Annotated in this window: 16 protein-coding genes and 1 pseudogene; 7 read left to right on the forward strand and 10 right to left on the reverse strand. The window is 60.5% G+C overall.

Annotated elements, in window-relative coordinates; genetic code table 11:
• The first annotated feature begins 2 nt into the window (after positions 1-2).
• The gene (locus ACEN8Z_RS23825; RefSeq protein ID WP_495595866.1) at positions 3-1,001 is read left to right on the forward strand and encodes a sulfate ABC transporter substrate-binding protein; all 999 of its coding nucleotides are present in this window, start codon (positions 3-5) and stop codon (positions 999-1,001) included.
• 186 nt (positions 1,002-1,187) lie between these two features.
• On the opposite strand, the gene ACEN8Z_RS23830 is transcribed toward ACEN8Z_RS23825, so the two are convergent.
• Both ACEN8Z_RS23830 and ACEN8Z_RS23835 read right to left on the reverse strand, forming a co-directional pair.
• The gene (locus ACEN8Z_RS23830; RefSeq protein WP_495595867.1) at positions 1,188-1,631 is read right to left on the reverse strand and encodes a hypothetical protein; all 444 of its coding nucleotides are present in this window, start codon (positions 1,629-1,631) and stop codon (positions 1,188-1,190) included.
• Positions 1,632-1,737: 106 nt separating this feature from the next.
• Positions 1,738-2,367 (reverse strand): hypothetical protein, encoded by a 630-nt coding sequence (locus ACEN8Z_RS23835; RefSeq protein WP_495595868.1) that lies wholly within the window; start codon positions 2,365-2,367, stop codon positions 1,738-1,740.
• Positions 2,368-2,602: 235 nt separating this feature from the next.
• On the opposite strand from ACEN8Z_RS23835, the gene ACEN8Z_RS23840 reads away from it, so the two are divergent.
• Entirely contained in the window at positions 2,603-3,808 is a 1,206-nt protein-coding gene (locus ACEN8Z_RS23840) for an MFS transporter (RefSeq protein ID WP_495595869.1), read from the forward strand.
• A gap of 90 nt (positions 3,809-3,898) precedes the next feature.
• Here ACEN8Z_RS23840 and ACEN8Z_RS23845 read toward each other — a convergent pair whose 3' ends face one another.
• A complete protein-coding gene (locus ACEN8Z_RS23845) occupies positions 3,899-4,303 on the reverse strand; it encodes a type II toxin-antitoxin system HicB family antitoxin (protein ID WP_007983297.1) in 405 nt (134 codons plus the stop codon).
• Positions 4,303-4,515 carry a type II toxin-antitoxin system HicA family toxin gene (locus ACEN8Z_RS23850; RefSeq protein WP_108231325.1) on the reverse strand — a complete coding sequence of 71 codons (213 nt, stop codon included), beginning with the start codon at positions 4,513-4,515 and terminating at the stop codon, positions 4,303-4,305. The genes ACEN8Z_RS23845 and ACEN8Z_RS23850 overlap by 1 nt, the downstream gene beginning before the upstream one ends.
• Before the next feature lie 236 nt (positions 4,516-4,751).
• Here ACEN8Z_RS23850 and ACEN8Z_RS23855 point away from each other — a divergent pair, with 236 nt between their 5' ends.
• Positions 4,752-5,408, forward strand: coding sequence for a peroxiredoxin-like family protein (locus tag ACEN8Z_RS23855; protein ID WP_495595870.1), 657 nt, complete (start codon positions 4,752-4,754; stop codon positions 5,406-5,408).
• A 77-nt stretch (positions 5,409-5,485) separates the two neighbouring features.
• A complete protein-coding gene (locus tag ACEN8Z_RS23860) occupies positions 5,486-6,373 on the forward strand; it encodes a LysR family transcriptional regulator (protein WP_495595871.1) in 888 nt (295 codons plus the stop codon).
• Between the two features lie 111 nt (positions 6,374-6,484).
• On the opposite strand, the gene phnN is transcribed toward ACEN8Z_RS23860, so the two are convergent.
• The 4 genes and pseudogenes from phnN to ACEN8Z_RS23880 all read right to left on the reverse strand — a co-directional run bounded on the left by phnN (position 6,485) and on the right by ACEN8Z_RS23880 (position 8,521).
• Positions 6,485-7,036, reverse strand: coding sequence for a phosphonate metabolism protein/1,5-bisphosphokinase (PRPP-forming) PhnN (phnN, locus tag ACEN8Z_RS23865; protein ID WP_495595872.1), 552 nt, complete (start codon positions 7,034-7,036; stop codon positions 6,485-6,487).
• A gap of 44 nt (positions 7,037-7,080) precedes the next feature.
• Positions 7,081-7,200 (reverse strand): annotated as a pseudogene (locus ACEN8Z_RS23870) (alpha-D-ribose 1-methylphosphonate 5-triphosphate diphosphatase); the annotation flags it as partial.
• A gap of 365 nt (positions 7,201-7,565) precedes the next feature.
• On the reverse strand, positions 7,566-7,859 hold the full coding sequence (locus tag ACEN8Z_RS23875; RefSeq protein ID WP_003226812.1) for a hypothetical protein: 294 nt from the start codon (positions 7,857-7,859) through the stop codon (positions 7,566-7,568).
• A gap of 56 nt (positions 7,860-7,915) precedes the next feature.
• Complete coding sequence (locus ACEN8Z_RS23880; RefSeq protein ID WP_495595873.1) at positions 7,916-8,521, reverse strand: arylesterase; 606 nt, start codon at positions 8,519-8,521, stop codon at positions 7,916-7,918.
• Between the two features lie 10 nt (positions 8,522-8,531).
• Here ACEN8Z_RS23880 and ACEN8Z_RS23885 point away from each other — a divergent pair, with 10 nt between their 5' ends.
• The 3 genes from ACEN8Z_RS23885 to greB are packed head-to-tail and all read left to right on the forward strand — an operon-like array spanning position 8,532 to position 12,251.
• On the forward strand, positions 8,532-9,215 hold the full coding sequence (locus ACEN8Z_RS23885) for an ABC transporter ATP-binding protein (protein WP_495595874.1): 684 nt from the start codon (positions 8,532-8,534) through the stop codon (positions 9,213-9,215).
• On the forward strand, positions 9,215-11,719 hold the full coding sequence (locus tag ACEN8Z_RS23890) for an ABC transporter permease (protein ID WP_495595875.1): 2,505 nt from the start codon (positions 9,215-9,217) through the stop codon (positions 11,717-11,719). The genes ACEN8Z_RS23885 and ACEN8Z_RS23890 overlap by 1 nt, the downstream gene beginning before the upstream one ends.
• Before the next feature lie 34 nt (positions 11,720-11,753).
• On the forward strand, positions 11,754-12,251 hold the full coding sequence (gene greB, locus ACEN8Z_RS23895; RefSeq protein WP_057713804.1) for a transcription elongation factor GreB: 498 nt from the start codon (positions 11,754-11,756) through the stop codon (positions 12,249-12,251).
• 18 nt (positions 12,252-12,269) lie between these two features.
• Here greB and ACEN8Z_RS23900 read toward each other — a convergent pair whose 3' ends face one another.
• Positions 12,270-12,578 (reverse strand): hypothetical protein, encoded by a 309-nt coding sequence (locus ACEN8Z_RS23900; protein WP_008001428.1) that lies wholly within the window; start codon positions 12,576-12,578, stop codon positions 12,270-12,272.
• Between the two features lie 247 nt (positions 12,579-12,825).
• Complete coding sequence (locus ACEN8Z_RS23905) at positions 12,826-13,260, reverse strand: DoxX family protein (RefSeq protein ID WP_495595876.1); 435 nt, start codon at positions 13,258-13,260, stop codon at positions 12,826-12,828.
• Positions 13,261-13,359 lie beyond the last annotated feature (99 nt).

The raw sequence follows: 13,359 nt of genomic DNA on the forward strand, positions 1-13,359 counted from the left end.
CAGTGAAAAAACTCTTTGGCGCCTCTCTTCTCGCCGCTGGCCTGGCATTGACCAGCGTGGCTCAAGCCGCACCGACCCTGCTCAACGTTTCCTACGACGTGATGCGCGATTTCTACAAGGACTACAACTCTGCGTTCCAGAAACACTGGCAAGCCGAGCACAACGAAAACATCACCCTGCAAATGTCCTTCGGCGGCTCCAGCAAACAGGCGCGCTCGGTGATCGACGGCCTGCCGGCGGATGTCATCACCATGAACATGGCCACCGACATCAACGCCCTGGCCGACAACGGCAAACTGGTCCCGGACAACTGGGTCACGCGCCTGCCGAACAACAGCGCGCCGTTCACTTCGGCCACCGTGTTCATCGTGCGCAAGGGCAACCCGAAAGCCCTGAAAGACTGGCCGGACCTGCTCAAGGATGGCGTTCAGGTTATCGTCCCGAACCCGAAAACTTCCGGTAATGGTCGCTACACCTACCTCTCGGCCTGGGGCTACGTGCTGAAAAGCGGCGGCGACGAAAACAAGGCCAAAGACTTTGTCGGCAAACTGTTCAAGCAAGCGCCGGTCCTGGATACCGGTGGCCGTGCCGCCACCACCACCTTCATGACCAATCAGATTGGCGACGTATTGGTGACCTTCGAAAACGAAGCGGAAATGATCGCCCGCGAGTTCGGCCGCGATCAGTTCGAAGTCATCTACCCAAGCGTTTCCGCCGAAGCAGAGCCACCGGTGTCGGTGGTCGACAAAACCGTCGACAAGAAAGGCACCCGTGCGGCAGCCGAGGAATACCTGAAGTACCTGTGGTCGCCGGAAGGTCAGGAGATTGCCGCGGCGAACTACCTGCGCCCGCGTGACCCGGCTGTTTTGGCCAAGTACACCGACCGTTTCCCGAAAGTGGACTTCCTGTCGGTAGAGAAAACCTTCGGCGACTGGCGCACCGTGCAGAAAACCCACTTCAATGATGGCGGGGTTTTCGATCAGATCTACAGCGGTAAGTGATCACTGAACGGCAATGAAAAAGGCGACCTGCACAGGTCGCCTTTTTTGTGGGTACAACACCAACCCACTGTAGGAGCGAGCTTGCTCGCGAAAAGACCAAGGACTCCGCTGGGCATCAGGCTTTACGCGTTATCGTTCACGACCTTCGCGAGCAAGCTCGCTCCCACAGGTTTTGTGCCTGCTGTTTCAGCTCAGGTTGCCGCAGAAAATAGCCTGATGACCATTGGCCGGGCTTTCACGCACGACCAAGGCGTAGCCACCGGCTCGAAGGGTCTCGACGGCGACCGGTGCGCTTTTCCAGAAGCGCTGGTTTGACGCTTGCGAATAGAACCGGGCATTTGGACCGTCATTCATGTCATAGACTGGTTTCGAACCCAGGTTCCCACAGCTTCCCGGATAGATGTAGGCCGTCAACCGCCCCGGCAATGTGCTGCCTATGCTCTCGCCGCTGACCTCAACCCAGAACGTTGTTGCGTTATCACTGGGCATCATGATCAACCGGGCAATATTCCCGGGATTGTTGGATGTAGCATTCAGGGGAACGCTGGTGACCTGACTGTCAGGCACTGTCGAGCACCCAGAGATCCAACCGACCGCTACCACTAACGCCAGCGAAGTTACGATTTTCATCGTGATACTCCCGCTTGTAAGGACACATTGAAGTGATCCCCCCTGTAGATTCTAGCTGCCGGGGCTGTGCGGGCTTTTCTTCAGATGGCCGGTTGCCACGTGTTGGCTACATCGGCGGCGTCACGCCATCCTTGCCTGCCGAGATGGATTGAGCGGTGAGCGTGCCGTCAGCGCCCTGCGTGACAAAGGTCACGATCTTCACGCCCACCTTCAACAGACTGCGATCGGCCGGCATCAGGTTGACGATGGGGACGTCTTCGGGCACCAGGATCTTCTGTTGGCCACCCTTGTAGTTGACGGTCAGCACCCGGCCATTGCTCACCACCAGGTCGCCGACGCTGCCGTTGGTCATGCTGCTGCCCTTGACCAGATCAAACGGCCGATGACCGTCGCCACTGCCGGCCAGCTCCGGTGGGAAAACGTGGACCTCCAGGGCCTTGAGGGTGCCATCCTCCTGAGGAATAGCCGCGGAGCCGATGTAGCTGCCGGGCTTGATGTCTTCGATATTGGCCAGGGTCACGGCGCGGACTTTGGTGTCCTGGGTCAGGTTGATCACCACGTTTTCGCCGCTGTTTGCATGGACTTTCAGAACGTCCGGACTGACGCCGGTGATCTCGCCGCGTACACCGATGCGCGTGCCCGGCGCATCCTCTGCCTGGGCCAGGCCCGCAGCACACAAACCGATCAATGTACCGGTGAAAACGCCGCGAATCAGGTGACGGAACATCGCATTCATGGAACGGCCTTCCGATGACAGGACGTGGTAAAAGAACATAAGCACGCTATCGAACAGAATGTAAGTGAATGTATCATCCACCCTCGATGTTCTGACGCAAGGCACAACGGCGGACGACACACGCATCCGTCAGTCATTCCGCAATGGAATGATTGCTATCACTTCAATCCCGCTTCCGCCGTTTCCGCCAGCCCATTAGCCTGCGCGCATTCTATTCCGTACAGCGAGACCCGTTATGAACCCAGCGATCCAGGTGCCCCACGGCACCGCGACAATGACCCGAGGCATGGTGCTGCTGTTCGCCTTCTGCTGCGGCGCCATTGTTGCCAACATCTACTACGCCCAGCCGATCATCGGCCTGATCGCCCCGGATATTGGCCTGTCCAACACCATGGCCAGCCTGATCGTTTCCCTGACTCAGATCGGCTATGCGCTGGGGCTGTTTTTCCTGGTTCCGCTGGGGGATTTGCTGGAGAACCGCCGATTGATGATCACCACCACGCTGGTGGCGATTATCAGCCTGCTGGGTGCGGCGTTCACCGATCAGCCGAACGTGTTTTTGCTGATTTCGCTGTTGGTCGGGTTCAGTTCGGTCTCGGTGCAGATCCTGATTCCATTGGCCGCGCACCTGGCGCCGGAAGAAACCCGTGGCCGTGTGGTGGGCGGGATCATGGGCGGTTTGTTGCTCGGCATTCTGCTGGCCCGGCCGGTGTCGAGTGTGGTGGCCGACCACTTCGGCTGGCGGGCGATGTTTGTGATTGCCGCCTTGTTGATGGCCGCCATCAGCATCGTGCTGGCAGTGACCATTCCCAAGCGTGAGCCTGATCACAGCGCTTCCTATGGCCAGTTGCTGGGCTCGCTGTGGACGCTGTTGCGCAAACAGCCGGTCCTGCGCCAACGGGCCTTTTACCAGGGTTGCATGTTTGCCACTTTCAGCCTGTTCTGGACCGCCGTGCCGCTGGAACTGGCGCGCAATCACGGTTTATCGCAAAGCGAGATCGCGATTTTCGCGCTGGTGGGGGCCATCGGCGCCATTGCCGCCCCGATCGCCGGGCGACTGGCCGACGCCGGTCACACCCGCATCGCGTCACTGCTGGCCCTGCTGTTCGCCAGCCTGAGTTTTCTACCGGCATTTATCCATCCGGCCTACAGCGTCATCGGCCTGGCCGTGACCGGCGTGGTGCTCGATTTCTGCGTGCAGATGAACATGGTCCTCGGCCAGCGTGCGGTCTACGCCCTCGACGGCAAAAGCCGCAGCCGCCTGAATGCGCTGTACATGACCAGCATCTTCATCGGCGGCGCCTTCGGCTCTTCGGTGGCCAGCGCGGTGTACGAACAGGGCGGCTGGTTGTGGATCGTGATCGTCGGCAGTGCGTTTCCGCTGTTGGCATTGTTGCGGTTCTTGAGTGTTTCGCAGAAGGCGTCGCTGGCGACGGCGTAAGCCTTCAACAGCATCGCGAGCAGGCTCGCTCCTACAGGTTCTCCATTAACCCTGTTGAATCGAACTTGCTTGCGATGTGATTGGCCTCACTCATTGCCGAACCAGCTTCTCCATCGCCGCATCCGCCAAAAATGAGGAGCGGCTTTTGACGTTGTGCTCTCGCACATAGCGGTCGATGCGCTGGATCACATAGCCGGGCAGCGTGACATTGACCTTCTCGGTCTTGCCCATGTACGGCGAGATGTCCAGTTCCAGCATGCCCCAGCCCATGTCGGCGAATTCAGGATTGCCGCGGTGCAATGCCGCCGAAGTCGGCATCGGAATCGTATCGCCGTCTGCAGCCATCTCCTGCAACATGATGTGGGCAATTTCGACGGCTGCGTTGTAAGCCTCTTCAAAGGTATCCCCGGCAGTCACCGCACCTGGAATATCGGGGATCTGGATACCGATGGCGGTGTTCTCATCGCCCCATTCGATACAGATTGGATATTGCATTATGGATCTCCTGCGTAACTGGCTGGCGGGCAGTTCAGCCCGGCTCGCCTCCTGATGCTCTTGACCGTCCCGATCGGTAAATCCTTTTTTGGATGAGGGACGGGAATGGTGTAAGGGTTGTAACGGTGCGTGAAGATATGATGACTACCAGTGACCCGGTCCAGGGTCCAACCCGCTTCCACCAACTCCTTGATCAATAGCCTGCTCTGCACCACCAGCCTCCTTGCTTGGCAAAAACAAAAGTAACCCTAGAGTTATCTTTACTCAAGCACAAAAAACCGAAGCACGACGTTCGGTTGTTTTACAGAGTGTGATGAAAGCTCCTGATGAAAGCCTCACCATTCCCTCCAGACATGAATCCTATGCCACCCGCCTGCGTTCCGCCCGCACCTGCCCTAGGTCAACATGGACCCCAGCCAAACCGGCTTCGTCCACGAGGATTACGATCATGTCCCTGCAAGCAAAACTCGATGCCTTCAAAGCCGACTTCAAGGCCGGTAAACCGCCGTACAACGCGCCGGCTGATATCCACCCGGTCATGGAGCGTGCAACCGCCGAACTGATTGCATCGGGCGCGGCGAACAAAGCCTTGAAAGTCGGCGACAAGGCACCGCTGTTCACCTTGAAAGATCCCGACGGTCATCCAGTGTCATCCGCCGAGTTGCTGGCCAAAGGTCCATTGGTGCTGACGTTCTACCGAGGCGTGTGGTGCCCTTACTGCAATCTGGAGCTGCAAGCCTTGCAGGCTTTCCTGCCGACATTGCAGGAGGCCGGTGCCAGCCTGGTGGCCATCTCGCCGCAGATTGCTGCCAACAGCCGCAAGTCGATGCGCACCAACGGCCTGCAATTCCCGATCCTCAGTGACCGCCATAACGATGTGGCCGACGCCTTCGGGCTGCGCTTCGCGTTGCCGGACTACCTGATCGAGTTGTATAAAAACCTGCGCAATGACCTGCCGATCTTCAACGATGATCCGTCCTGGACATTGCCGATGCCGGCGCGTTATGTGATCGGGCAGGATGGCGTGATCCGTTACGCCGAGGTCAACCCCGATTACACTCAGCGCCCAGAGCCTGAAGCGATGCTGGATGCGATTTGCGGCTGACCCGTTCAAGTGCCGCTGTCGCCACATATCCCACAGTAGACTTGCGACATTCTCTAGACTTTGCACAAGGACCTCAGATGGACCGCCTCGGCGCAATGGAAACCTTCGTCTACGTGGTGGAAACCGGCTCGTTTTCCGCCGCGGCCCGGCGCCTGAACATCGGGCAGCCGGCCGTGTCGAAAACCATCGCGCAACTGGAATCGCGGTTGGCGGTGCGCCTGTTGCTGCGCTCGACCCGGGGCCTGACGCCCACCGAGGCCGGGCTGGCCTTTTTCGAACGGGCCAAGCGCGCCATCGAAGAAGCCGACGAGGCCGACAACGCCGCACGCGGTTCCGCCAGCGGGCTGAGTGGCAACCTGCGCATCTGTGCGGCGGTCACCTTCGGCCGGCTGCACATCGTCCCGCACCTGGGACCCTTCCTGGAGCAAAACCCGGAGTTGAACATCGACTTGATGCTCGATGATCGCAACGTCAATCTGGTGGAAGAAGGCGTCGATATCGCCCTGCGCATGGGCGAGTTGAGCGACTCGGGGCTGACCGCCCGCAAGATCGCCGAATGCCGGCGCATGGTACTGGGCACACCGGCGTACTTCGAAAAACACGGCGAACCCACCTGCCCCGCCGACCTGTGCAAGCATCAGGCAATCGTCTACACCCTTGGCGGCGGCACCAGTTGGCTATTCAACAAGGCCGGCGAGGAGCAATCGGTGATCATCAACGGCCGGATCCGCGTCAACGCCGCCGAAGGCCTGCGTGAAGCCGTGCTGGCCCATCAAGGGCTGACCATGGCCTCGCAATGGATGTTCGCGCCGGAACTGGCCGTCGGTTCGGTCCGCGAGGCAATGAAGGACTGGACCTTGCCGAACCTGGATCTGTGGGCGGTGTTCCCCACCGGGAGAATGGCCAGCGCCAAGGCTCGGGCGTTTGTGGAGTATGTGCAGGGGTTGTTGGACAGGAAGGCCTGACAGGCCGCTCAATCAAGATCAAAAGATCACAGGCTGCGCCATGGCCTGCATTGGCCGCGTACGAAGCTAATTGCTCGTCGTCCGTTCCCGGCAATGTCAGGTAAATCGGTGTCACTCGTCAATGCAGACCAGCAACCGCTCGACCGTTTGCTCAAGTGGCCCGGAGTTGTCGAGCACGTGTACGGTCGGGTCGTCCGCCAGCAGTTGCTCGCTGAATCGGGCATTGCGTGCCAACCGCTGATCGATCTCGATCAGCGATTCTCGCCCGCGCTCCAGCAAGCGATGGCGCAGTTCCGTTTGATCCACAGTCAACAACAGCACCAACACGTCAGGATAGCGCAGGCGTGTGTTCTGCAAATGCCCCCGAGAACCATTGACCAGCACGTCCTCGCCAGCGGCCAGCCAATCGTCGATTTCCCGCGGGATGCCATAGGACAACCCATTGGCGTGCCAGCTCAGGGCAAACGCGCCCTGAGCTTCCATATCGGCGAATTGTTGCGCACTGACGCCCAGCGCCGCCTCGCCCATGGCTTCAGCCGAGCGGGTAATGACCCGCCGCACGATACGGCAGCCGCGTTCAGCCAACCGCGCTCGCGCGGCATCCAGCAGGCTGTCCTTGCCCGAGCCTGAAGGCCCGATGAGATAGATCAACCTGCCCGCCATCAATACACCCTCTTCGCTTGTCGCCATACTTGCTGGACCACCGGCACCCCCGCTGCGGCCAGATCTGCGGCAGTCACGTTACCCGAGTGCGACCCGCCCCGCACGATGTTCGGTGCGCCCATCAACACATTCATGTCGTGCTCCCGGTAACTACGCGCGGCCTCACGAAGGGGCGCGTACCGCAAAAGCAAAGCGAGGCGGTATACCGGCCGGCCTGATCGCAATTGAACTCGTTTCCCTGTAGGAGCGACAGTGCGGCGATCCGACTTGCTCGCGAAAAACGCCAGGACAACGCGGGCATTCAGGCAGCACGCGTTATCGTTGACGTCCATCGCGAGCAAGCTCGCTCCTACAGGGCCGAGCGTTAGCTCGCCTGCAGCTCTTGATCTTGATCCACCCGCCCCTCGGCAGGCCTCGTTCCGGCGTTCATCCGGGGGGAGGTGAGTCGCCGTAGGGCGAAACCATAAGCCGCCGTTACCTTAACAACGGATATGCACTCAAAATAACAGGGCAAGCAGGCAACGACAGATCAAAGCTCGAACCGCAACTCCGGCCAGATCGGCGAAGTACCCCGCTTCTGCGACTCAAGAATGGCCCTGCACAGCGAACACAGCCGCTGATCCTGAAACACCCGGCGATCAACACTCGACCAGCGTGGCTGTGCCGGCAACAGGCTGCCGCACAAGGTGCGATCCGCCGAGCCGCCCAACTCCAATTGACGGGTCACCAGGTGTACCCGCACTTCCTGGCAGGCGAACAGATCCAGCTGTTCGTCAGGCTCGATCAGTTGGTAGGCAAATAGTGACCAGGCGGGACGCGGCATCGGGGGCTCCAAATCGGGGGCGCCACCTTAGCCGAAAGCCTGCCTCTAGAAAAGTGTCATAACAGCGGTTTTAGAGTAGGCCAGACATTTTCCAGCAACTTGTCCTGGGCCCCGGCCGCCGGGTGTATGCCGTCAGCCTGCATCAAGTCCGGATGGCCGCCCACGCCGTCGAGGAAAAACGGCACCAGCGGGATTTTTTTCTCATCGGCCAGGTTGCTGTAGACCTCGGCAAACGCCTTTGTGTAACGCGCACCGTAATTGGGTGGCAATTGCATGCCGAGCAGCAACACCTTGGCACCGCTGGCCCGTGATCTGTCGATCATTGATGCAAGATTTTGTTGCAATTGAGTTGGCAGCATTCCACGCAGACCGTCATTGCCGCCCAACTCGAGGATCACCAGATCCGGTTTATGCTCTACGAGCAGCGCAGGCAGGCGCGCCTGGCCTCCGGCACTGGTGTCGCCACTGATGGACGCATTGATCACTTTGTCGTCGAATCCTTCGCGCCTGAGCCGTTGCTCAAGCAGCGACACCCACCCCAGCCGGGTATCCAGCCCGAAACCGGCGCTGATACTATCGCCAACGATCAGGACTGTACCCGCCGCTGCGTTTTGGGCCATGCACATCAAGGCCAGGCCAGCACTCAAAAACCAGACACGCATCGGACTCTCCATGGGCGCAAGCATTCTCATCGCGAAGGACCTTAGCAAAGTGGTTCCCAGCGCGGAAGGTGAACTGACCATCCTGCACGAACTCAGCCTGGAACTGAACAAGGGCGATAGCCTGGCCATCGTCGGTGCTTCGGGCTCCGGCAAGTCCACACTGCTGGGCCTGCTTGCCGGGCTCGATTTGCCGAGCGGTGGCGAAGTTACACTCGCCGGGCAAGGCCTGAGCAACCTCGATGAGGACCAGCGTGCACGCATCCGTGCCGAGCACGTGGGTTTTGTGTTCCAGTCATTCCAGTTGCTCGACAGCCTCAATGCTCTGGAAAACGTCATGCTGCCACTGGAGCTCGATGGCCGCAAAGACGCCCGCGAACGCGCCACCCAATTGCTGCAACGCGTTGGGCTGGGCCAACGCCTGACTCACTCGCCGCGCCAGCTCTCCGGGGGCGAGCAGCAACGCGTGGCGATTGCCCGCGCGTTTGCCGCCGAACCCGCTGTGCTGTTCGCCGACGAACCTACCGGCAACCTCGACAGCCACACCGGCGAGCGCATCAGCGACTTGCTGTTCGAACTCAACAAGGAGCGCGGCACGACCCTGGTGCTGGTGACTCATGATGAACGCCTGGCCCATCGCTGCCGGCGCCTGATTCGTCTTGAAGCCGGCCTGCTGGTCGCCCCTCTGGAGCCTTGATGGCACGCCTGCCGCTGTTACGCCTGTTCACCCTTGCCATCCGCCAATTGCTGCGCGACGCCCGCGCCGGTGAGCTGCGCGTGTTGTTTTTCGCCTTGCTGGTGGCCGTGGCCGCGAGTACTGCGATTGGTTATTTCGGCGCGCGCCTGAACGGCGCCATGATGCTGCGCGCTACCGAGTTTCTCGGTGCCGACCTGCTCCTCGAAGGCAGTTCGCCGGCACGCGCCGAACAGATAAGAAGCGGCGTTGAACTGGGACTGGAACATGCGCAGGTGGTGGAGTTTTCCAGCGTCATCGCCACCGACAACGGCATCCAGTTGTCCAGTATCAAGGCGGCCGATGACACCTACCCGCTGCGCGGCGAACTGAAAAGCGCGCCCACCCCATTCGCCACGGAAACCGTCGGTGGCGGACCGCAACCCGGTGAAGCCTGGGTCGAGGCACGCCTGTTGACCGCCCTGGACCTGAAGATCGGCGACAGCATCGATGTCGGCATGAAAACCCTGAAGCTGGCGCGAGTGCTGACGTATGAACCCGACCGCGCCGGCAACTTCTACAGCCTGACGCCGCGAGTGCTGATCAATCTCGGCGACCTTGCGGCAACCGGCGTGGTGCAACCCGGTAGCCGGGTCAGTTACCGCGAATTATGGCGAGGCAATGCCCAGGCACTCGAGACGTATCGGCAACTGATCAAACCAGGGCTGGCCGCCAACCAGCGTCTGCAGGATGCCCGCGATGGCAACCGGCAGATCGGAGGCGCCCTGGGCAAGGCCGAACGCTACCTGAACATGGCCAGCCTGGTGGCGGTGTTGCTGTCCGGCGTGGCAGTGGCGCTGTCGGCAACCCGCTTCGCCACCCGACGATTCGATGCCAGTGCGTTGCTGCGCTGCCTCGGGCTGTCACGCCGGGAAACCATGGTCTTGTTCAGCCTGCAACTGACTGTGCTCGGGCTGCTGGCCAGCATCAGCGGCGCCCTCCTCGGCTGGCTCGCACAGCTCGGGTTGTTTGCCCTGCTGCATGACTTGCTGCCGACCGACGTGCCCCCGGGCGGGCTGTTTCCGGCCATTGCCGGGATCGGCACCGGACTGGTGGCGCTGGCCGGTTTCGCCTTGCCGCCGCTGGCGGCCCTGGGCCGGGTTCCGCCATTGCGCGTACTGCGCCGGGATATGCTGCCGATTCCATCCAGCACCTGGATGGTCTACGGCGCAGCGCTGGGCGCCCTCGGCCTGATCATGTGGCGCCTGAGCCTGGACCTGTTGCTGACCTTTGCCCTGCTCGGCGGCGGCGTAATTGCAGCGCTGGTGTTGGGCGGTTTGTTGCTGCTGCTGTTGAAGAGTCTGCGGCGCTTGCTTGCTCGTGCGTCCTTGCCCTGGCGCCTCGGACTCGGCCAATTGCTGCGTCATCCGCTGGCTGCCGCGGGCCAGTCCCTGGCGTTCGGCCTGATTCTGCTGTCGATGGCACTTATCGCCTTGCTACGTGGCGAGCTCCTGGACACCTGGCAGAACCAGTTACCCAAAAACGCACCGAACTACTTTGCGCTGAACATCCTGCCGGCGGACAAACAGGCCTTCACCGATCACCTGATCGCCGTGTCAGCACAATCGGCGCCACTGTACCCGGTGGTGCCGGGGCGCTTGATCAGCATCAACGGCGAGCCGGTGCAGCAAATCGTCACCAAAGAATCGGCCGGCGACCGGGCGATCCAGCGCGACCTGAGTCTGACCTGGGCCGCGGACCTGCCGTCGGGCAACAAGCTCACGGCCGGCAATTGGTGGAATGAACAAGCGCCGGACGATGTTCCCGGTGTGTCGGTAGAAGGCAAGGTCGCTGAAAGCCTGAAAATCAAGCTCGGCGATCATCTGGTTTTCAGTGTTGGCGGGGTCAATCGCGAGGCGCAAGTCACCAGCCTGCGCGAGATCAACTGGGACAACTTCCAGCCGAACTTCTTCATGATCTTCCAGCCCGGCACCCTGAAGGATCTTCCGGCGACTTACCTGACCAGTTTCTATCTGGCACCGGGTCATGACCAACAGATCGTCGACCTGTCCCGTGCCTTCCCGGCGGTGACGATCCTGCAGGTCGAAGCCTTGCTGGAGCAACTGCGCAGCATCCTCGCCCAGGTGACCCTGGCGGTGGAGTATGTGTTGTTGTTCGTATTGGCGGCGGGGATGGCGGTGCTGTTTTCCGGCCTGCAGGCGACGCTGGACGAACGTATTCGCCAGGGCGCATTACTGCGAGCACTGGGGGCCGAACGGCAATTGCTGGTCAAGGTGCGGCGCATCGAGTTCGGCTTGCTCGGTGCGGTCAGTGGTTTGCTGGCGGCGCTGGGTTCGGAAGTCGTGAGTTGGGTGCTTTACCGTTATGCCTTTGACCTGCCGTGGCACCCGCATCCATGGCTGTTGTTGCTGCCACTGGTTGGCGCCGTGCTCATTGGTGGTGCCGGGGTGTTCGGCACTCGTCGGGCATTGAACGCCAGCCCGCTGACAGTCCTGCGCGAGGGTTGATAGACTCCTGCCATCCTCACCACAAGAAGCTGTCATGAGCCGTTACCGCCCTCCCCGCACCGCCGGCACCGCGCTGATCACCCCCGAGGGTGAAGCGCGGATGCGCGCCGAGTTCCATGAGCTGTGGCATGTACGTCGCCCCCAGGTTACCCAGGCTGTCAGCGAAGCCGCGGCCCAGGGCGATCGCTCGGAGAACGCCGAATACACCTACGGCAAAAAGATGCTGCGAGAGATCGACAGCCGCGTGCGTTTTCTCACCAAACGCCTGGAAGCGCTCAAGGTTGTCAGCGAAAAACCCAGCGATCCGAACAAGGTCTATTTCGGCGCCTGGGTCACGATTGAGGACGAAGACGGCAAAGAGTCGCGCTACCGTATCGTCGGGCCGGATGAACTGGACCTCAAACAGGGCCTGATCAGCATCGACTCGCCCTTGGCTCGCGCCCTGATCGGCAAGGCTCTGGACGCCGAAGTTCGGGTCCAGACACCGACCGGTGAGCAGTGTGTGTACATCGTGGCAATCGAGTACCCGTGAACCGCAGCGTTCCGGGCCTCAGCGCCGGGTAATCAGCCCTTGCCGGGCAACGCGGGTGAGTTGCCTGATCACTTCAGGAGCGTCTTCGAGGCTGGGAGATTGAATCACCGCCAGATCGAAACTGTCGTCGGCAAAACGAGCGAGCGACTCACCGTCTTCGACAAACTGGATCAGGAAGGCAGCGGGACCGCCGGTACGACGTGGCCAGCCATCGAGATAACGCAAGAGCGTCGGCTGATGTTTGCCGCCAAGCAGGATTTTTGGATTGCGCTGGGTCAGATGTGCCGTGATCGGCGCGGGACGTACAACAGGGTTTAGTGCATTCATTGTGTCGTGTCTCTGCCTCAAAAGTCTGCATGGCAGGTGAGAGGCAACACCGAACCAGCGCTTTAGCGGTATTTCGAAGCCTGTTCTGGCTTCTGTCGGCAACTGAATGAGTCACCTGGCGCCCCGCAAGTAGCTGTTTAAATCGGCGCATGAGCAACATCCTAGAGAAGCTGACTGGACAGTGTCAAGAATGACGCGCAACAAAAAGGCCCGCACGATGCGGGCCTTTTTTGTTGAGCCAGAGCGGTCAGCCGGCGATGGCACGGTCCGCCGAGAGTTTGCCCGCACCTTCGATCAATACCGCGATACTGCCACCGAGCAGGGCCAGGGCGAATTCATAACCGTTGTTGGCCATGAACAGTCCGTTGCTGATGTGCACCGAGAAAATCGCGACCAGCAACAGGAAGATCAGACCCAGTGCGGCCGGACGAACCAGCAGGCCGATGATCAGGGCCAGGCCGGCGAAGAACTCGATGCCGCCCGCCAGTGTCGCCATCAGGTAACCCGGCGTCAGTCCGAGGCTTTCCATGTACTGCGCGGTTCCCGCCAGACCATAGCCACCGAATGCCCCGAAGAGTTTCTGCGAGCCGTGAGCGGCGGAAATAATACCGACCACGATGCGCAGAAAGGTCAGGCCGTAGCTAGCGCGAGTAGACAGTACCTTGTTGATCAGAGTGCTCATGCTGTTTCATTCCTTGTAAGTGTGTGTTGGTTGGCCGCTATATTAATCAGTAAATCGCATGTTAAAAGCGCAAAAATCTCAACATAAAAATCGAATTAA

It is taken from the genome of Pseudomonas sp. Pseusp10, assembly GCF_059492225.1.